At 40.4% G+C, this 20,349-nt stretch carries 15 protein-coding genes; 7 read left to right on the top strand and 8 right to left on the bottom strand.

What is annotated here, in order from left to right:
- Window positions 1-24: 24 nt before the first annotated feature.
- Window positions 25-1,005, top strand: a complete 981-nt coding sequence (locus ACSLUK_RS05835; RefSeq protein WP_448547593.1) for a tetratricopeptide repeat protein — start codon at window positions 25-27, stop codon at window positions 1,003-1,005.
- On the opposite strand, the gene ACSLUK_RS05840 is transcribed toward ACSLUK_RS05835, so the two are convergent.
- Together ACSLUK_RS05840 and ACSLUK_RS05845 are read right to left on the bottom strand one after the other, a co-directional pair.
- Window positions 1,002-1,406: a TonB family protein gene (locus ACSLUK_RS05840; protein ID WP_448547594.1), complete on the bottom strand. Its 405-nt coding sequence runs from the start codon at window positions 1,404-1,406 to the stop codon at window positions 1,002-1,004. The genes ACSLUK_RS05835 and ACSLUK_RS05840 overlap by 4 nt on opposite strands.
- Before the next feature lie 76 nt (window positions 1,407-1,482).
- On the bottom strand, window positions 1,483-2,619 hold the full coding sequence (locus ACSLUK_RS05845) for a trypsin-like serine protease (protein ID WP_448547595.1): 1,137 nt from the start codon (window positions 2,617-2,619) through the stop codon (window positions 1,483-1,485).
- A gap of 388 nt (window positions 2,620-3,007) precedes the next feature.
- Between ACSLUK_RS05845 and ACSLUK_RS05850 the strand changes: the two genes are divergently transcribed.
- On the top strand, window positions 3,008-3,385 hold the full coding sequence (locus tag ACSLUK_RS05850) for a response regulator (RefSeq protein WP_448547596.1): 378 nt from the start codon (window positions 3,008-3,010) through the stop codon (window positions 3,383-3,385).
- Between the two features lie 71 nt (window positions 3,386-3,456).
- Here ACSLUK_RS05850 and ACSLUK_RS05855 read toward each other — a convergent pair whose 3' ends face one another.
- The 3 genes from ACSLUK_RS05855 to ACSLUK_RS05865 are packed head-to-tail and all read right to left on the bottom strand — an operon-like array spanning window position 3,457 to window position 9,046.
- Entirely contained in the window at window positions 3,457-6,309 is a 2,853-nt protein-coding gene (locus ACSLUK_RS05855; RefSeq protein ID WP_448547597.1) for a M16 family metallopeptidase, read from the bottom strand.
- A gap of 21 nt (window positions 6,310-6,330) precedes the next feature.
- Window positions 6,331-7,719, bottom strand: a complete 1,389-nt coding sequence (locus tag ACSLUK_RS05860; RefSeq protein WP_448547598.1) for a M16 family metallopeptidase — start codon at window positions 7,717-7,719, stop codon at window positions 6,331-6,333.
- On the bottom strand, window positions 7,706-9,046 hold the full coding sequence (locus tag ACSLUK_RS05865; protein ID WP_448547599.1) for a M16 family metallopeptidase: 1,341 nt from the start codon (window positions 9,044-9,046) through the stop codon (window positions 7,706-7,708). The genes ACSLUK_RS05860 and ACSLUK_RS05865 overlap by 14 nt, the downstream gene beginning before the upstream one ends.
- Before the next feature lie 680 nt (window positions 9,047-9,726).
- Between ACSLUK_RS05865 and ACSLUK_RS05870 the strand changes: the two genes are divergently transcribed.
- Entirely contained in the window at window positions 9,727-10,044 is a 318-nt protein-coding gene (locus ACSLUK_RS05870; protein WP_448547600.1) for a hypothetical protein, read from the top strand.
- 56 nt (window positions 10,045-10,100) lie between these two features.
- Window positions 10,101-11,000: a TraB/GumN family protein gene (locus ACSLUK_RS05875; RefSeq protein ID WP_448547601.1), complete on the top strand. Its 900-nt coding sequence runs from the start codon at window positions 10,101-10,103 to the stop codon at window positions 10,998-11,000.
- Between the two features lie 77 nt (window positions 11,001-11,077).
- Here the strand turns inward: ACSLUK_RS05875 and ACSLUK_RS05880 are convergent, their stop codons facing one another.
- Window positions 11,078-11,845: an isocitrate lyase/PEP mutase family protein gene (locus ACSLUK_RS05880; RefSeq protein WP_448547602.1), complete on the bottom strand. Its 768-nt coding sequence runs from the start codon at window positions 11,843-11,845 to the stop codon at window positions 11,078-11,080.
- 145 nt (window positions 11,846-11,990) lie between these two features.
- Here ACSLUK_RS05880 and ACSLUK_RS05885 point away from each other — a divergent pair, with 145 nt between their 5' ends.
- Complete coding sequence (locus ACSLUK_RS05885) at window positions 11,991-12,911, top strand: LysR substrate-binding domain-containing protein (RefSeq protein WP_448547603.1); 921 nt, start codon at window positions 11,991-11,993, stop codon at window positions 12,909-12,911.
- Window positions 12,912-12,979: 68 nt separating this feature from the next.
- Here the strand turns inward: ACSLUK_RS05885 and ACSLUK_RS05890 are convergent, their stop codons facing one another.
- Window positions 12,980-15,127 carry a prolyl oligopeptidase family serine peptidase gene (locus ACSLUK_RS05890; RefSeq protein ID WP_448547604.1) on the bottom strand — a complete coding sequence of 716 codons (2,148 nt, stop codon included), beginning with the start codon at window positions 15,125-15,127 and terminating at the stop codon, window positions 12,980-12,982.
- Window positions 15,128-15,332: 205 nt separating this feature from the next.
- On the opposite strand from ACSLUK_RS05890, the gene ACSLUK_RS05895 reads away from it, so the two are divergent.
- Window positions 15,333-16,196: an SPFH domain-containing protein gene (locus ACSLUK_RS05895; RefSeq protein WP_448547605.1), complete on the top strand. Its 864-nt coding sequence runs from the start codon at window positions 15,333-15,335 to the stop codon at window positions 16,194-16,196.
- A 61-nt stretch (window positions 16,197-16,257) separates the two neighbouring features.
- Window positions 16,258-16,443, top strand: a complete 186-nt coding sequence (locus tag ACSLUK_RS05900; protein ID WP_448547606.1) for a type II toxin-antitoxin system antitoxin — start codon at window positions 16,258-16,260, stop codon at window positions 16,441-16,443.
- Between the two features lie 685 nt (window positions 16,444-17,128).
- On the opposite strand, the gene polA is transcribed toward ACSLUK_RS05900, so the two are convergent.
- On the bottom strand, window positions 17,129-19,852 hold the full coding sequence (gene polA, locus ACSLUK_RS05905) for a DNA polymerase I (protein ID WP_448547607.1): 2,724 nt from the start codon (window positions 19,850-19,852) through the stop codon (window positions 17,129-17,131).
- Window positions 19,853-20,349: the final 497 nt, after the last annotated feature.

Genomic DNA, 20,349 nt, shown 5'->3' on the forward strand with positions numbered 1-20,349 from the left:
CAATGCGAGTATCAGGGATTTGATATGAAGATAAAGTGGTTAACTACAATTGCATTGGGAATGGCACTACTTTGTGCCATTTCTAGCACTGTTGTTGTCGCCAACACATTTAACACGAACGTCACGATTAATGTTGAACATGTTTGTTTAATATCACCTAAACGCTGTTTAAACGTGGTAAAAAGTGCACTGCAATCTACGAGTAAACATAGCCGTCGATGGTTTGATTTATTGCAGTTTCGTTACGATGCCTTATTTAATTTGAAGCAATTTGCTCAACTCAAGAAAGAAACAAAACCTTGGATTCATCGCGAAGATGTGCCGCTCCCTTTTCAAGTTACTGCGCTTATATATTTTGCTAAATCTTCATTTGATGATGACGAAGTTGAATCGAGCATTCACTATGCGCTCCTTGCTGAACAAAAGCTGGCATTATTACAAACAACCTACCCTTCGCCCATGCGCTTAATCGAATTAGCTAATCTCCAAATGCATACTAATCAACTGACTAAAGCCTATGCCTCACTCCAAGCGTTAGAACAAGAATATAAGCACAGCAAAAACGCCCATTTTATGATGGAGTTATACGGAAACCTTGGCCATCTTAGCGATAAACTGGGTGATAAAAATAGGTCGCTCGACTACTGGTTAATCACCAAAGAATGGAGTTTTAAATTTGGCAATAAGCAACAAATTGCGACGGTTACACACAATCTCGCCAAAATATACGGAGAACTGGGCTATCCTGAGTTAGCTGTTACCAATTTAAAGATAGCTGTTGATATGGCACAAATTGCTGAGGACTTAGCGTTAAAGGCACAAATTAAATTGCTGCTAACCGCATTCTATATTGATCTAAAGCAGTATTGTCGCGCGTACGAACAGTGGCAGTCTATCAGTATTGAACAATTGCCTGATTATTACCAAGAACAGCGCCACGTGGTATTAGAGCGACTGCAAGCGGCACATTGCCCATCAGCAAGTGAACCATTAATAACGCCTTAATTGTCTGTTTTACCTAAATGTTTTTGCGGAATCTTTCCATCCATAGCTGAAAGTTCAAAATCTATCGCAACACGGCGCTGCCAATACTCTACCGCCTGTCCCTCTACTGTACGAATCGGAAATGTCATTTTTTTTGCGCGTGTCAAAGCCATTTGATCGAAAGATTTCCTCCCCTCACCTGCAGATTTCACTACTTTAGTGACTTTGCCATCAGCAGATACCAGCACATCCACATAAACGGTAGCTTTATGTACTTTGTTAGATTTCACTTTGGGTTGCCCCCATGATTCAACATTGTGCTGCTCTTTCGCCTCTTCCACTGCTGAATGTGCGTTTGCCGTCGTTAATGGGCTCATAGCTAACGTTAACAACAATATGCCTAATGGCCATTGGATGTTCATATGTTACTCCTAATATGAAACAAATAAAAAAGGCTAGGAAATCCTAGCCTTTGAATTACACTGTGACAAGCAACTTTTACTTCGCTTTTTTACGACGAGTCACTAAACCACCTAATGCTAAACCGAATAATGCAAGTGTAGCAGGAGCAGGAATTTGTGTTGCAATCCACTGGTGGTAAGGGTTAAGTAAGATACCACCCATATAGTTACCAAAAGCACCAGGAGCAATAGGCGACGTATTAGCACCAAACGTATTTGTCGCCGCTAACAAGTATTTGTCATTTATTGCATCATAGATGAATGATGGACCACCTGAGTCACCACCACCAATGTTAGTTTCAACATCTTCAGCTAACCAGTCACTACACACACCGAAGCTACAGAATATGTCATAATCTTCTGAAACACCATTTTCAGTGCGCGTGCCATCAAAGTCTGCATACCAAACTTCAGGACCATTTGCTTCTTCATCATCAAAACCAATGTAATCAACGATGTTGCCACCCGTTAATTTTTCATTGTAACGAGGACTAGAATAATAACCCGAATAACCGTCGCCACGAGTACCATAACCTACCATGTGGAATTGGTCACCGTTACCACCAATGCCAAAGTTCGCTAGGTTGTTTGTGTCCCAAACTTGTGGCTCATATAGGTCGTAAATTTCTACGCCTTCAGGAATAGCGCGGGTTAACTCTATAATCGCGACATCATCATTCACACACCCCATAGTACCGTCAGGACACACGTTGAAGCCGTTATAGTCTTCATGAATAACAACGTCTTTTGCACCAGTAACTTCTGTGTAATCACCATCGTTGTTAAATACGACCAATAAATCGTTATCAGGATTAGTTAAATCCATCGCTTTGCCCTGGTCATTCTCATCTACACAGTGTGCTGCCGTTAAAATGTGACGTGGAGAAATAACCGTACCAGTACAGATAAAGCCTTGACCATTAATTACAGGTCTGATTGATACAACACCTGTAAAACGAGAATCTGGTGTATTTGCATCACGACGACCTGCTAATGCTTCGTCTGGAGACATTGAATTATCACCATTACCAGCTGAAATATATGCTTGAACATCATGGCTACCTACAAATGGCGCTTCTACTAATTCAGCGTTTGCTTGACCTGCAACACCGGCAAACGTCAGTCCCATAAGGGCACTAATCATTGTTTTTTTGGGGGCTTTAAACATTGACATTTTACTCTCTTCTTGTGTTTTAAAAATAGTAATTTATTAAATTATCTTATTAGTTTTGAAATTTGTTATTCACTTTAATTTGCATCATCAGTTAAATACTCGTTAGCAAATTAACAAGCTGTTCACAATAAGCAATTAGCGTACCACACCATAAATATCAACCACTTACAGCAAGCAATTCCAGAAAGTGTAAAAATATCCGACAACTTTTGAACGATGTGTTACACAAACTACAAACACAGTAACAATAATAAAAACGTGTCACAATTGAGCTTTAACATACAACTCAAGTAACAATTACGAGACTATTGAAGTACTTTACAGTGGGTGATATTCCGCCTATCTTTAACATGTTGGTATCTCAAAATGTTGACAAGGAAGTATCTCCATGGCATTAGAAAATGAGTCAAGCATCCTCATCATAGACGATAGCTCTACAAACATTCGTTTAGTTTCTAATATGGTTGAACACTTAGGTCATAAGATTCATATTGCTAAAAATGGCGTTCAAGCGCTAAAGCTACTCACCCAGTTAAAACCTGACGTTATCTTAATGGATATTCAGATGCCACATATGGATGGCTTCGAGTGCTGTCAACGGATAAAGAGTGTTGCAAGTCGTGCAACTATTCCAGTCATCTTTATGTCGGGCTCTCACGACGAAGATGATATTGGTAAAGCACGTCTGATAGGTGCGCAAGCTTATGTCACTAAGCCCATTAATCCTGAAGCATTAATCAAAGAGATTAACTTTCACCTTTCATAAAAAAAGAGCTGGATAGTACCAGCTCTTTTCAACTTATTTTAGAACGAGACATTAGCTCATGCTACGGGTGATTAGATTTCGTAATCAACCACTTCGTACCCTAGTGCTTCTAGCTGTGGACGTAGTGTCGCGCTATCACCTACAATCACCATCAACATATCTTCTACGTTAAGATGCTTTTTCGCCAAGGCATTGATTTCATCTTTGCTAATCGTTTCAACGATTTTTGCCTGTTTTTTAACAAAGTCAGGCGTTAAATCATGTTCTAAGATTTGTGCAAGGAAATTCAATTTCGCACGTGGAGTTTCATATTTAAGTGCATCTTTTTGGTTAATTGCATTACGCATGAATGCCAACTCATCATCAGCAATACCTTCTTTTGCATAACGGCTAATTTCATTAACAAATTCAACAACTGACTTGTCTGTCGCATCTGCTCTCACTTCTGCCGACGCAGTGTATGTTCCTGTTAGCTTATCTGCACTGAAATATGAGCGAGCACCATAGGTATATCCTTTGTCTTCACGCAAATTAAGATTGATGCGACTGTTAAAAGCACCACCTAGCGGGAAGTTCATTAGGTAAGACTTATAATATTCACCGAGAATATCCTGTTTTAGTGAACGTTTACCAATTCGGATAGCAGACTGAGCGGCTTTGTCTTTATTTACCAGGTAAATAACGCCTTTTTTGGTTTCCGGCTCAGGCAATGTTAATTCAAGTGCCTTGCCCTTACCCTGCCAATGGTTAAACGCTGACAATGCTGACATTACCTGTTGCTCGTTCAAATCTGAAACAACAATAAGTTGTCCATCCTGAGGCTTAACTTGCGACTGGAAAAACGACTTTACGTCTGCAAGTGACAAATTATTCAATGTCGATTCCAAACCATCGATTGGTAATGCAGCAATATTGTCTTGTTGTAACAAGCGACGGTACGCCGTAGACGCTAAATAACCCGCGTTTTTCTTATTGTTGATAGCTCCCTGAATAGCATTGCTCTTCACACGTGCAAATTCATCTTCTTTGAATGCAGGGAATCGTAACTTTTCATCAACTAACGCTAGTGTTGCATCTACGTTTTTCGTTAATGCATTGATGTGTACATTCAGATACTTGGCACTCGGGTAGATATATACAGAGCTACCTAATTTGTCTAACTCTGTGGACATATCTTCTGCTGAGCGTTTCGTCGTAGACTCATTCAACATTTGCGCAAGAATTGTAACCAAACCGGCCTTGCTCTTGTCGATATAGTAATGACCTGCAGGAATTTTCAACAATAAAGACGTCGTAGGTGTTTCAATGCTTTGTGTACCAAGTACTTTGATTCCATTACTAAGTGTTGTTTGCCACATGTCAGGCACACTGACAGGTTTATTTGCTCCTGCCGCAGGAATAACGCTACGGTCAAAACTATCAACAGCTTTTCTCAAATCAAGCTCATCAGCTGAAGTCGTCGATTGTGCAACAGCTGCACGCTTTGGCGGCGTAAAGTTATCTTTTGCAGCAATCTTGTCGAGCTGACCATTTGGTACAACGCTCATGATCACAGCATGTTTGTTTTTGATATAGCGATTAAATACACGCATTACATCTTCTTTAGTTACCGATGCATAGCGCTTAACATCTTGCTCAATATAGTTAGGGTTACCAGTAAACGTTTCGTTTGACGCTAGTTGACTAACTTTACCTGCAACGCTTTGCAAGCCAAAGATGAAACCGGCTTCCATTTCAGCTTTCACTTTCGCTAAATCGTTGTCTTGCACACCGCGTTGTTCAAATTCGACTAAACTGTCACGAATAATTTTTTCGATGTCAGCTAGTGACTTGCCCGAAGCTGGGTGCGGCAACGCTAATAAATTAAACGTACATGCCAGCTCTGCACATGGGTGGCTTACCGACGCTTGTACCGCAATTTGGTTTTTTACTAAGTTTTTATAAAGTAAAGAAGTTTTACCACCGCCTAAGATACTCGACAACACATCCAACGGAGCTTCATCTTCATGACGAACAGATACAGTTGGGTATGACATGTAAATCAATGGCAAATGAACATTATCTTCCATTGAAATGTAACGATCAGCTTCTAGTACTACTGGGCGTTTTTCTGGCATATCCACTTCTGGGCCACGAGGAATAGAACCGAAGTACTTTTTGATAAGCGCTAATGTTTCAGTCTCATCAATGTCGCCACCAATAGTTAATGTTGCGTTATTTGGCCCATACCAACGCAAGAAAAATGCTTTTAAGTCATTCACATTTACGCGATTAAGGTCTTCCATGTAACCAATTACTGGCCATGAATATGGGTGACCCGCTGGATAAAGCGCTTCAGCAACGCGCTCACCCAAACGACCATAAGGTCGGTTGTCGATACGTTGCCCACGTTCGTTCTTCACGGTTTCGCGTTGAACTTCAAATTTTTCCTGTGTTACCGCATCAAGTAAAAAGCCCATGCGATCAGATTCTAACCACAACATTTTTTCTAACTGACTAGCAGGAACTGTTTGAAAGTAGTTCGTACGATCAGAGTTTGTTGTTCCGTTCATCGTACCGCCAGCTTCTGTTACCAACTTGAAATGTTGTTCATCGGCTACGTTTTCTGACCCTTGGAACATCATGTGTTCAAAGAAATGAGCAAATCCCGATTTACCCAACTCCTCTCGCCCCGAGCCAACATGATATGTCACGTCAACATGCACTAAAGGATCAGACTTGTCTTGATGTAAAATCACCGTTAAGCCGTTATCCAACACGTATTTTTTGTATGGAATAACCGTTTGGCCAGCTAGCGAATCAACTTGTTCTATAAACTTAACGCCTGCTATTTCAGCAGCGCTGTCTACTGTTTGAGTGGGAACCGTCACCTGCTGACAAGCAGTAATACATGTCAATAGCAGCGGTAATGTCCATTTTTTCACTTAATTTACTCCTGTTGGTAATTAGTTAACTGCAAAACCAGCATCTTCGATTTGCACCGTTTTGACTCTGCCATATTTGCTTAACTTATCTTGGATTTCTGACGCTTTACCTACCACAACAAATTGTAGATTCTCTTTAGGAAAATACTGTTTGATAAGAGACTTCGTTTTTTCGAGCGTTAAAGAGTTCACTTGCTGTTCAAACGTATTGATATAGTTTTCGTCAAACTGATAACCATACATATCTACCAACAAGCCTGCTAAATCTGTCGATGTTTCGAAATTCGGTGGAAATTGCCCTTTAACATATGCCTTAGCTGAGTCCAAAGTTTGTTGATCAATACCTTTTTCCCACAATCTTGCATATGTCTTCAATGCTAGGTCTATCGCTTCAACTGTAGTTTCCGTTTTGGTAAACGTTGAAATAGCAAAACTACCATCATTGGAATATGAAGTGAATCGACTACGCGCACCGTAAGTAAGTCCTGCGTTAACGCGTAGTTCATCGTTCAACCAAGATGTAAATCTTGCACCTAAGATGGTGTTGATCACCGATAAACCTACGATATCTGGATTATCACGCGTTATACCGAGCCCACCAATCAAAAATGTTGATTCACCCGCGTTGTCTTTGTTGACAATAACCACGTTTGATTGTGTTGGCGCTTTCGTTTTAGCAACTTTGCTAGGCGTAACCGATGCAGTCTTTTTCCATGTGCCAAATAATTTATTTAACTGCGCCTTCATGTCTTTTTGATTAAAATCCCCTACCACAATCACTGCAGCATTATCTGGTTGGTACCAATGCTGATGATGTGATTTTAGTTGCTCAAGACTAATGTTAGCGATCGAGTTTGCATTACCGGTAACCTCAGCACCATAGCCTTGAGAGCCAAACAACTGACGGTTAAAGTAACGACTAATCACCATACGAGGGCTTTCTTTTTCTTGTTCAAGGTTTAACAGCGTACGCTTCTTGAGTTTATCAAACTCTTCTGCGTCCATTCGCGGTGTTAACACTAAATCCCGCAATATTGGTAATACCGTGTCTTGATCTTTAGCAGCAAATGACGCGCCGATCGTAGTAAATTCATGATTTGTACGACCGAAAATATTAGCACCAATAAAATCTAGCTTTTGATCTAGTGATTTTTTATCGAGTGATTTAGTGCCTAAGACTAAGTTGTCGACAGTAAATGACGTTAGGCCTGCGTGAGCTTTATCTTCAATTGCGCCTACTTTTACAACGACACTTACGTCGATAAGTGGCACTTCCTTTTGTTCCATCAAATAAACGGTTAAGCCATTTGACAGTGTAGTTTTTTCGTATGCTGGTAATGTGTAGTCAGCGCTTGCTTGTAATGAAACGGCCCCTATTAAAAGAGCGCATACAGACTTAAAGATCCGCATCGTTTGTATCCTCTTCAGACGACAAAATACCAACAGTACGGTTGGCTTTAATGAGATAGGTTTTTGCAACACGTTGAACATCTTCAACAGTCACCTTGTTAAATGCTTCAGGTGCTGTAAATAGTTTTTCAAAGCTGCCAAAATACATTTCATAGCTACCAATAGTATTTGCTTTACCGTTGATAGTTGCCATTTCACGATAAAAATCAACTAGCTTTCGGTTCTTAACTTTTTGCAACTCTTGTTCTGTAACACCTTCGCGAATCACCTTGTTCACTTGAGCAATGATCGCTTTTTCCAGCTTTTCTGCCGCTACGTCTTTGGCAGCTACTGCATATATATAGAATAGATTTGGATCAATAGACTCTGGTAGGTAGGTAAATAAGCTACTTGCTACTTGTTGCTCATTCACTAAAGACTGTTGCAAACGTGAGCTTTCGCCTGTGGCTAAAATATCACTTAAGATATTAAGTGCATAATAATCTTCGTGTTGTGTTTTTGGCACGTGGTAGCCGATCATGATATTGGGTGTCGTTACCGATTCTTTTCGTGCATAAACTCTACGTTCACCTAATTGCTTAGGCTCCACGGTGTGAACTTTTCTTGGTTCAGGTTGCGCAGGAATTGGCTCAAAGTATTTCTTCGCTAACTTTTTCACTTCAGCTTCGGTAACGTCGCCTGCAATAACAACTACGGCATTGTTCGGCGCATAGTAAGTTTTGTGGTAACGTTTTAGGTCTTCAAGACTCCAATTAGCAATGTCTGAAGCATGACCGATAACAGGCCAACTATAGGGATGTGCACGAAACGCAGCCCCTTTCACCTCTTGCCAAATAGCACGGAAGTTAGAGTTTTCTAATCCGGTACTGCGCTCTGACGTAACAACGCCTCGTTCGCTTTCAACCATTTTAGAATCAATTGCCAAATCTCTAATTCGGTCAGCTTCCAAATCAAAAATTGTTTCCATTGCACTCACTGGAAACCAGTTCGTATAAACAGTTAGATTTTCAGTTGTATACGCATTGTTGCTGCCACCAGAAGCTTCCATTGTACGGTCGAACATTTTAGGTCCATATTTCTTCGAACCATTAAACATCATATGCTCAAAAAAGTGGGACAACCCTGTAATTCCAGGGTACTCATTTCGAGACCCAACTTTCCAAAATAAATACATATTGGCGTTTGGAATAGAGTTGTCTTCTAGGACAATGATCTTCATGCCATTGTCTAATGTAAAAGTTTTAACATCGTCTACAGTTGTTGTTGCTTGGACCGAAGTCGTCCATAGACCAAGCACCATGCAGATCGCCGTTAACATTAACTTCATGTTTTTACCCCATAAATTAGGAAATTAATTAGCATCAGTTTTTATTCTTATGCCTTCATTGAAGGCTTAACAGTATTTTAACATCATCCGGTTAAAATACCTGACAATTTTTTAAGGTATCCCAAGTAAAAGCCAGTTTAAACAATTAATTTTAAAGGAAATATATTTTGTAACTAATATTTACAAGTTCCCCTCTGCACTAGCAGATGCTTCATACGCACACATAGCTATTAGATATAAGTCAAATTATGTTGCTGCTTTTTGAGCTTTTTGAGCTTTTCGAGCTTTTCGAGCTTTTCGAGCTTTTCGAGCTTTGATAATCCATTTTGAGCATATTGATTCAAAGTAAAATCAATATACAAAAGAATCTAGACGATCACGGCAAAATAGCCAAAAAACAACATTTAAACTTTAAAAAACAACAAATTAACAAGCTTGATAATGTTTTAGTAATAATTAAATAATGTTTACCACTTACATTATCACCAAATCAATTTATCCCTTATTTTACAGAAACTTATTTGTTGTCAGCATAAATACAATCTAATCAATATATCGATAACAGCTTCGTAAGCGACATTTGCTCCATCAATCATTAATCTTGTTTCCATCGAGTCGCTGCAAACGCTCTTCTGTTTACACCGACACACATAATTAATTCATAAAATGGAGTGACGAATATGACATTTAATACAAATAAAGCTAAACGCACTTTAGCAATCGCATTATTAGGAACATCTTTGCTATCTACTGCTGCATTAGCAAATACACCTAAAGCGCAAGATAGTGCACTGCAGATGAACGCCTTACCCGTACAGTTATTACAGATGAGCAATTTACCTGTGCAACTTAATCACATTAACAAAAATATCAATGAGAAGTTGAATACTGTTGCTCAAAAACAAACACTACAGCAAATAAACGGTATTACTAATGAATTGAGCGAGCAAATTAGCATAAACGCACATTCAATTTTGACGAACAACGTAAACCACTAATCAATTAACCAGTTAAAGCAAACATAAGTTACAATTTAGACACAAGGACAACGAACATGAAAAACACAATGAACAAGAAACCAAACACTTTACGCAAATTAATCGCTGCAGCAACAGTGGCAGCTACTACACTAATGTCGGGTAACGCGCTAGCTGAATCGTCAGTATGGAAAGTGTCTAAGGGAGATGACCATGTATTCATTGGTGGCACGGTACACATATTACCTGCAGATCAGTTCCCATTACCGGTAGAATTTGAAAATGCTTATAAGCAAAGCGATGCTATTGTTTTGGAAACTAAACTACCTGACCCACAAGATCAGGCTGCTCAAATGGCATTGCTACAAAGGTTGTCATACTCAGACGGAAAACGCCTATCTCACGTAATTTCGGAAGAAACCTATAATTCACTGGGCGAATATTTGGCTGCATTCGGCGCGAACGTAAAGGAACTTGACGGATTCAAACCTGGTTTCATCATCTCAATGGTAGCCATGATGGAAGCACAACGTGCACAACTTGCTGGTGAAGGTGTAGATACTTACTTTAGTAAAAAAGCTAAGAGTGAACAAAAACCAATTGAGTATCTAGAATCGTTAGAATTTCAATTAGATATGCTAGCAAATATGGGTAAGGACAACGAAGATACTTTAATTCGTTCAACACTAAGTCAAATGGAAAGCTTCAAAGAAATGTTCACCGCACTATTGCCAGCATGGCGTTCAGGTGACATGGATAAAATTGACGATTTAATGATTAAGCCTGTTGCTGAAGAAGATCCGGCTACTTTTAAAACCTTATTTACTGATCGTAACATGAATTGGGTACCGCTTATTGAAAAAATGTTCGACGACCAAGATCGCGAGTTTGTATTGGTAGGGGCAGGTCACTTAGCTGGTGACAAGAATGTTATCGAACTATTAGCTGACAAAGGATACAAAGTATCAAAGCTTTAACCTCTTGTTCAATAGTTACAACTTAATTCAGACTCTGGGAAGGCATTAGCCTTCCCTTTTAGCATTTGTATATTCTGTTAATGAAAAACCGAATGAAAATCTCTATCAGAGGCAATCTGCTCTAATGAAGCTGACAGCTTTTGTTGAGCTTGCTCAAATAAAAAATTCCCCATGCTAATTCGTTTTACACCGATGTCGTTAAGCTTTGTGAAGCCAGGAAGGTTTGGCATGCACATCACATTTATTGGCAAATCTACTTGAGCAACTACTTCACGAATGTCTCGTTCGTCAACTATTCCCGGTACAAATAGGCCATCAGCGCCCACTGATTTATACAGCGCTGCCCGACGACATGTTTCAAAGACCTGATTTTCAGCTAGCAACAAAAAAGTGTCTGTTCGTACGTTAATGAAAACCGAAACGTTATCCTTTTTCAGTTGATAAGAAACCGCAGAGAGGAATCCTGCGAAGCGATTCGCGTCTTTGAGAATACGTTTATCTTCGACAATGCTATCTTCAATATTAATACCGACAACACCCAGTACTGTCAGACGCTTAATATGATTTGCTGTTACTAGTGGATCGTTACTATAACCGCCTTCGATATCGACCGTAAGTGGTAAATCGCACGCATTTGCGATTCTTTCTACAATAAAATGCAACTCGTCGAACGTCATTTGCTCACCATCTTCATAACCAAGCATGGCGGCAATTGCCGCGCTTGAAGTTGCGATCGCCTGATAACCCAATTGTTTAGCGACTTTTGCACTTGCTGCGTCCCAAACATTACAAACCTCTAGACAATGCTCTTGTTCGTGTAACGAACGAAATAAATCATTTTTCACAATTACTCCTTTAAATATCAGCTATTTACTCAGTTTTAATGGTGATATTTTGCCAACGAATAAGAATGAAGACCAACGATCAAAAACGTTTTGTGATATAAGTATTCCTTATATCACTTAAAATATGACAGTCTGGAAACGATTTATGGAAAAAGCGCTTAGAAACTTAAATTTGCTACGAACCTATGAAAGTGCAGCCAGACTTAATAGTTATAGTAAGGCAGCAAATGAGCTTTGTATTTCGCAAGCAGCCGTAAGTCAACAAATGCGTCAATTGGAGAGCATCTTAGGCAGCCAGCTTTTTGTCCGCAAAAGCAAGCAAATGTTACTGACTGCCAAAGGGAAAACCCTGCTAGAAGCGACGCAACAAGCGCTTAGCATTCTACAAAAAGGCATAAACGATGTAAGCGAGGAAACGTTAGCAGGCGAGCTAACTGTTACTTCGACCCAAGCATTTACTGCGTTGTGGTTAATGCCTCGATTACATAAGTTTTTGGCTTTGTACCCTGATATTGAAATTCGCATCCTATCATCGGCCAATTTTGAAGACCTCAAAGAGCATCATATTGATCTTGCGATACGTTTTGGTATTAATGTTGAGCAGAATACTGCTGATTCACTAACCTGTGAATATATTGGGCAAGATAAAGTGATACCCGTTTGTTCAGCAAAACTAGCAACTGAACATCATTTCAACGCGCCAGAAGATTTGCTTAACACTTGGCTGGTGAGCATAGACAGCCGAGGTCCTTATGATTGGCAGGCATGGTTCGATCATTATGGCTCCAATAAATATCAAACACATCAACGATGGACCAAAGTGCAAAGTACAGATATGGCATTAAACGCTGTGTTAAATGGTCATGGTTGTGCAATGGTCGCCCATTATTTATGTGGAGAGTTGTTGGCAGCGGGAGAGCTTGTTATTCCACTAGATTTGCCACATCCCAATGTCGTCAAACGTTACTTTGTTTATGATCCGAGTTCAGCCAAACTCAAGCGACTAGCACTTTTTATGGCGTGGATAAGAAAGGAGCTGAATTTACAGTTTGAGAATAATCGATGATTTAATATTCAGAAATAAATATCCTAGCTCGCTGAGACAGCGAGCTAGGACAAAAGGTTTACAAATTACTAGTTTGGTAGTGATTCGTAACCCATGTTATATAAGGTGAAGCCAAAAATATCAGCATATTGCTCGATTGTTTTCGATACTGGCGTACCCGCACCATGCCCAGCATTCGTTTCAATGCGGATCATTGTTGGCAATGGACCAGCCTGTTTCGCCTGTAATTCAGCTGCAAACTTGAAAGAATGCGCAGGAACTACACGGTCATCATGGTCCCCTGTAGTCACAAGTGTTGCTGGATATTTAATCCCAGCTTTTACATTGTGAACAGGCGAGTAACCCTTAAGATACTTGAACATTTCTTCACTTTGCTCTGCTGTACCGTAGTCATATGCCCAACCTGCACCTGCAGTAAATGTGTGATAGCGCAACATGTCTAATACACCAACGCCCGGCAACGCGACTCGGAATAAGTCTGGGCGTTGAGTCATAACCGCACCAACAAGTAGGCCACCATTCGATGCGCCATTAATCGCCAAATAGTCACTTGACGTGTAGTCTTGGTCAATCAAGTATTCTGCTGCCGAAATGAAGTCATCAAATACGTTTTGTTTTTGCATTTGCGTACCCGCATTATGCCAATCTTTACCGTACTCACCACCACCACGTAGGTTAGCAACGGCATAAATGCCACCTTGCTCTAACCATACAGCGCGTGTAACACTGAAAGAAGGAGTGAGGCTAACGTTGAAGCCACCGTAACCATATAACAATGTTGGGTTTTTACCGTTTAATGGTAAGCCTTTTTTGTAAGTGATGATCATTGGTACTTTTGTACCGTCTTTCGAGGTATAGAAAACTTGCTTCGATTCGTATTGGTCGCTGTCAAATTTAGCGCCCGATTTGCGATACAGTTCAGTCTTACCTTCTTTTGCATTAAACGCATAGATGGTTGAAGGCGTCTTGTAGTTAGTGAATTGGTAGTACAAGACTTCGTCTTCTTTTTCACCTGAAAGGCTACTTGCACTGCCTACACCCGGCAGCTTAATTTCACGTACTTTTTTGCCTGCATAATCGTATTGATACACTTTTGAAATTGCATCAACCATATACTCAGTAAAGAAGTAACCGCCACCTGTAGAAGCCGTTAACACATGCTCAGTTTCTGGAATAAAATCTACCCAGTTTTCAGACGTAGGCGCTGATGCGTCAACCGTCACAATTTTCTTGTTCGGCGCGTTGAGATTTGTCACTAAAAACAGCTTGCTACCTTCATTTTCGATAACATAAGTATCTGAATCGGTGTGATCAAGCACAGTTACTAGTGGGCTATTTTCTTTAGTTAGATCTTTAATGAACAAACGGTTACCTGAGGTAGAAACCGAACCAGTAATAACCAGATAGCGATTATCATCAGTTACATAGCCACCAACATAGCGATGTTTTTGTTCAGGCGTGCCGCCAAATACGACAGGATCATCTTTTTGCGCAGTACCCAGCTTATGGTAGTACAGCTTGTGTTGATCCGTTTTTGCCGATAACTCACTACCTTTTGGCTTGTCATAACTTGAATAATAGAAGCCTTCGTTACCTTTCCACGAAATGCCCGAAAATTTAACATCAATCAATGTATCTTCGATCACTTTTTTCGTTTCAACATCGATAACGATGATTTTTCGCCAGTCACTACCGCCTTCAGAAATTGAATAAGCAGCAATTTTTCCATTCTCTGAAAAACTTAGCTGTGCTAATGACGTCGTACCGTCTTCACTAAATTCATTAGGGTCAAGGAATACTTCCGCAGGTCCATCCCCTTTTTGACGATATACTACATATTGGTTTTGCAATCCGTCATTTTTGTAAAAATAGGTATAATCGCCATGCTTCATCGGCGCACCTACTTTTTCATAGTTCCATAACTCAGAAAGACGTTCTTTTAACTGCTCACGATAAGGAATTTTAGCGAGATAATCGAATGTCACTTCGTTTTGCTTTTTGACCCAATTCGCAGTATCTTCACTCATGTCATCTTCAAGCCAACGATAATGATCTTCAACTTTATGACCAAAATAGGTATCTACGACTGTGTTTTTTGCGGTTTCAGGATATGTCACTGACGCTTTGGCAGTCACTCCATTACTAACCGATGTGGTTTCACTAGTAGTACAAGCGACAAGCGCACTTGCTACTACTAGCATGGCAAATTTTTTCATACTTTCCCCAGTGGTTGCTATCTAGTTTTTTTCGAATGTCAGTGTAACAGAACAATTTGCTGGCGTGCCATGCAGCCTCGACCAAATGCCAAGAAAACACGTTAAATAATTGTTACTGAATTTTTCGATATAGTCACTTTAAGTTGACAAACCAAAAAAGTGATATCATTATGATATCAACTTTAGACATATTTGAGGAAAGTCTATGATTACTGAACGCGAAGTACATGCGCCTAATGGAATATTATTTATATTTGTATTACTGGTACTGCAATTGGCTGCTGTGGCACTCACAATCAAAGCTGCACCACTCGGCATTGGGGCACTTTTACCGTGCGCGCTAGCAACACTCGCTATTTTCGCCTGTTGGTTTGGCTTTTTCATGGTGAACCCAAAAGAAGGGCGAGTACTTCAGCTTTTTGGCAAATATGTGGGAACGGTCCATGCTCCCGGCCTCAGATGGGCTAACCCTTTTTATACAAAAATGGCGGTGTCACTGCGAGTTAGAAACTTTGAAAGCAGTAAACTCAAGGTTAACGACAAGAACGGCAACCCTATCGAAATTGCAGCGGTTATCGTTTGGGAAGTTGTTGACACTGCTGAAGCAGTGTTTCAGGTAGATGATTACGAAGATTTTGTCTCTATCCAGAGTGAATCAGCATTACGTAATTTAGCGACCAGTTATGCATATGATCATCATGAAGATGAAGACATTTCTCTGCGTAGCAACCCTGTAGAGATTTCTGAAGCGTTAAAATCAGAAGTACAGGAGCGTTTAGAGAAAGCAGGTGTACGCGTCATTGAATCTCGCATAAGTCACCTCGCCTATGCACCAGAAATTGCCAATGCAATGCTTCGTCGCCAACAGGCAATGGCGATAATTGCCGCTCGTCAAAAAGTCGTTGAAGGTGCCGTGGGAATGGTGGAAATGGCGCTACAACACTTGGCTGAACGCGACATCGTTGAACTAGACGCCGAGCGCAAGGCCGCAATGGTGAGCAACCTTCTCGTGGTACTTTGTAGTGACGAAGCAGCACAACCAGTGGTTAACACCGGAAGCCTTTATTAATACACCTGAGCAGTCACATCTTAATATGATGTGACTGACATTTTATTGAGTTGAGGTAAGTTTGGCGAAAAAAGCGTATCCCCTGCGGATAAATGAAGAGATTCTAAAAGCAATGCAAATGTGGGCGGACGATGAGCTACGGAGCCTGAACGCGCAAATTGAATATGTGCTACGCGATGCACTGCGCAAATCAGGTAGAAGTAAGCCCCGCCCTATTGAACCAATTGTTGACCCAGAATCCGATTGATTTAGCTGTCTATCGGATTCTTGGTATTCAATATTTTTACCAATTTATCGACGCAATCGTGGATCTCTCCACTTCCAACGATATTTCTGCTCTATTTGTTCGAACCAAAACCGTACCTTCTTCGATACGTCGGATCTCCTACTCAGGGTAAACGGGATATTTAATGGCGCTGCGTCATACCGTCGGTTCTGGACATCGACGCTCCTTTGTATTTGCGCTCATCCTGAGTGCGAAGCAATCGAAGGGCCATGGCATCGCGTCATACCGCCTCGTGTGATCCTGAGCTTGACGCCCTTCGACGGGCTCAGGATTCAACGAAGCCTGAGCATAAAAAAAGCCGATAGACAAGCTATCGGCTTATTAGCTATGAGGAAAGCTAAAAATATACAATATTATTACAACAAGCGTTCGCGTTAGGAACGATTGTGATTGTAGAGCAGCTACTCTAAAAAAGCAACAACGAAATGTAATAAAAATACGAAATAGTAATTTATTTACCAAAAATAACTACTAAGTCTGTAGATAACACACTTAACTTTCGACTTTGCAACTCAAAATGAAAGTAAATAACATGAATTAGACAAGTGATTGGTACAGAAAGTTGAAAAGCCATTTTCAACATGGCTTTTCATTTAATTGCGTAGATTAATGCTGAAGTGATGCAAAATTCGCAATGTATTGCCGACTAATGCGCTTGATCCCAGTTATCCCCCACACCCGCTTCGGCAATCAAAGGAACGTTTAACGACACCGCATCATTCATTATCGCCACTAGCTTCTCAACGGTTTGCTCAACAATATCCTGATGAATCTCAAATATGAGTTCATCATGTACTTGCATGGTCATTTTAACGCGTTCATCACCTTGCGCTTCAATCCATTGATCAACCGCTAACATAGCTTTCTTGATGATATCTGCCGCAGTACCTTGCATCGGTGCATTTATCGCTGCTCGTTCTGCCGCTTTCTTGCGCATTGCATTCTTAGCTTTAATATCTGGTAAATATAAACGACGACCAAATAGGGTTTCAACAAAACCTTGTTCACTCGCCTTATTACGAGTTTCTTCCATATACGTAAGCACGCCAGGATAACGCTCAAAGTATTTGTCCATGTAATCTTGCGCTTGATTACGTGCGATACCCAACTGCTTTGATAAGCCAAAAGCTGACATACCGTAGATTAACCCGAAGTTGATAGCTTTCGCACTACGTCGCATATCGCTGGTCACTTCCTCTAGATCTACCGCAAAGATCTCTGCAGCTGTCGCCTGATGCACATCTCGTCCTTCAGAGAATGCACTGACTAAACCTGGGTCATTTGATAGATGTGCCATAATTCGCAATTCAATTTGTGAATAGTCTATGGCGACAATTTTAAAACCTTCAGGCGCGATAAATGCGTCTCGTATCTTACGCCCTTCTTCGCTACGAATAGGGATATTTTGTAAGTTAGGATCTGTTGACGACAAACGCCCTGTCGCAGCTACTGCTTGATGGTATGAAGTGTGTACACGTCCTGTTTGATTGGCCACCATCAAAGGGAGTTTATCAGTATACGTTGACTTTAATTTACTGAGGCTGCGATGTTCGAGAATAATCTTGGGCAGTGGGTAATCAAGCGCCAGCTCCTGCAATACTTCCTCTGCGGTTGATGGCGCTCCTTTCGGCGTTTTCTTAATAACTGGAATACCTAAATCTTCAAATAGTATCTTTTGAAGTTGCTTAGTCGAGCTAAGATTAAAAGTTTGGCCAGCAATGTTATGTGCTTCCAACTCCAGCTGATCAAGTCTTGCCCCCAACGATGCACTTTGTTCAGCTAATAAGTCACTGTCAATGAGTACACCATGCTGTTCCATTTTTGCTAATACGGGTAGTAAAGGCATTTCAATGTCACGAAATACCGACAACTGGTTAGGCGATTCACTTAATTGCGGATATAGCGTTTGATGTAGTCGCAAGGTTATATCTGCATCTTCTGCGGCATAGTGCCCGGCTTTATCTATGGCGATTTGATTAAACGTTAGTTGTTTTGCGCCTTTACCCGCTATATCTTCGAAATGTACCGTTTTATGATTTAGGTATTTTTCAGCCAATGCATCCATGTTATGTCGGGTTGCAACACTGTTAAAACAATACGATTCAATCATCGTATCATAGGCAATACCCTTCATATTGATACCATAATGGCATAATACATTGGCATCATATTTGAGATTTTGACCGACTTTTAACTGCTTAGCATCTTCTAGTAGTGGCTTTAATTGAGCAAGTACACTGTCACGATCAAGTTGCGTTGGTGCACCATCATAGTCATGCGCAAGTGGTACGTATGCCGCTTTACCCGGCTCTACCGAAAAAGACAAACCAACTAATTCCGCCTGCATGTAATTGATGCTCGTTGTTTCAGTATCAAATGCAAAATATTCGGCGGTAGTTAACTTATCAATCCATGCGTTTAAGTCTGCTTGCTCAAATATGATGTCATAGGAAACATCTACTGCAGGGGCCGATGCTTTCGGTGTTGCTTCTTCGTCTGAACTATTGCTTGATAGATCCGCTAACATACGGCGCAGTTCAAATTTGGAGAAAAGTGTCGTGAGTTTTTCAACATCAGGCGCTTTCGGTACTAATTCTTCCAGTGCCTGAGGTAGCTCAACATCTAGCTTGATCGTCGCCAATTCATAAGACAAAGGCAATTGCGCAAGCGCAGTGCGAAGATTCTCGCCAATTTTGCCTTTTACCTTATCTGCGTTAGCGATAACTTCATCTAACGTGCCATGTTCAAGTAACCATTTTACGGCTGTTTTTGGTCCGCATTTCTCTACACCAGGAATGTTATCAACTTTATCTCCCATCAGGGCTAAGTAGTCGATGATTTGATCGGGGCGAACGCCAAACTTTTCAATTACACCAGCTTCGTCTAATTCGACATTCGTCATGGTGTTGATCAATCTCACATGAGGTGTCACCAGCTGTGCCATATCTTTGTCGCCAGTTGAAATCACTGTTTCTATACCAGCGTCACTGGCTTGCTTCGCCAAAGTACCGATGACATCGTCAGCTTCTACGCCTTCAATTACGAGTAAAGGAAGCCCCATTGCGTCAATCATTTCATGTAACGGCGCAATTTGCGTGCGAAGGTCATCGGGCATAGGAGGGCGATTTGCTTTGTATTCAGGATATAAATCATTCCTAAATGTTTTGCCTTTAGCGTCAAATACCACCACGATATTACCGTTAGGGTACGCTTTACTGAGGCTTTTGATCATATTTAACACGCCGGTAATTGCACCAGTTGGTTGACCATCAGCAGTAGACAATGCCTGCAAATAAGGCACATGATATGCCCTAAATAAATAAGAAGAACCATCAACAAGTATGAGTGGCGAGAACGTTTGGTCAGTCATAGAAATTTGCCGTCAGCTTAAAATGTCGCTAAGCATGCCATAAAGCGTTTGTAGTCTCTAGCGATTCAAACGATAAGTTATTAAATATAGAAAACTTCTGTGGATAACTTTGTTGACAAGCACGAAAACACCTCACAATAAATTAAATTTATTATGAAGCCGCATTATTTAAGTCACTGTTTTAAAATGAAAAAAGGTAAGAAGAAAATCCTTTTTATCACATTTATTTTTATTTTTATTAATGTGGATATTTATTTTGCTCAATTCCACCGTGGTGAACAATTTATGTTCAACTTCACGTTCAGGGCATAAGAGATTACCAGAACCGTATGTTTTTACCACCTAATTATTAAATTATTTTTAAAGGAATATGACTCAGGTAAATAACTAAATTTTATAAGTCAATAATACCAAGTGATTTCCAAGTGTTTGACCAGTTGTAACTACTCAGCGACACTAAAATTAAGTATAAATGCGTATTAAATTCTTATGTGAAT

This window comes from Thalassotalea fusca, from assembly GCF_053485835.1.

Excerpts from the sequence above, each read along its gene's own strand:
- ACSLUK_RS05835 (WP_448547593.1), top strand. The coding sequence starts at position 25 with ATGAAGATAAAGTGGTTAACTACAATTGCATTGGGAATGGCACTACTT.
- ACSLUK_RS05840 (WP_448547594.1), bottom strand. The coding sequence starts at position 1,406 with ATGAACATCCAATGGCCATTAGGCATATTGTTGTTAACGTTAGCTATG.
- ACSLUK_RS05845 (WP_448547595.1), bottom strand. The coding sequence starts at position 2,619 with ATGTCAATGTTTAAAGCCCCCAAAAAAACAATGATTAGTGCCCTTATG.
- ACSLUK_RS05850 (WP_448547596.1), top strand. The coding sequence starts at position 3,008 with ATGGCATTAGAAAATGAGTCAAGCATCCTCATCATAGACGATAGCTCT.
- ACSLUK_RS05860 (WP_448547598.1), bottom strand. The coding sequence starts at position 7,719 with ATGCGGATCTTTAAGTCTGTATGCGCTCTTTTAATAGGGGCCGTTTCA.
- ACSLUK_RS05865 (WP_448547599.1), bottom strand. The coding sequence starts at position 9,046 with ATGAAGTTAATGTTAACGGCGATCTGCATGGTGCTTGGTCTATGGACG.
- ACSLUK_RS05870 (WP_448547600.1), top strand. The coding sequence starts at position 9,727 with ATGACATTTAATACAAATAAAGCTAAACGCACTTTAGCAATCGCATTA.
- ACSLUK_RS05875 (WP_448547601.1), top strand. The coding sequence starts at position 10,101 with ATGAAAAACACAATGAACAAGAAACCAAACACTTTACGCAAATTAATC.
- ACSLUK_RS05885 (WP_448547603.1), top strand. The coding sequence starts at position 11,991 with ATGGAAAAAGCGCTTAGAAACTTAAATTTGCTACGAACCTATGAAAGT.
- ACSLUK_RS05890 (WP_448547604.1), bottom strand. The coding sequence starts at position 15,127 with ATGAAAAAATTTGCCATGCTAGTAGTAGCAAGTGCGCTTGTCGCTTGT.
- ACSLUK_RS05895 (WP_448547605.1), top strand. The coding sequence starts at position 15,333 with ATGATTACTGAACGCGAAGTACATGCGCCTAATGGAATATTATTTATA.
- polA (WP_448547607.1), bottom strand. The coding sequence starts at position 19,852 with ATGACTGACCAAACGTTCTCGCCACTCATACTTGTTGATGGTTCTTCT.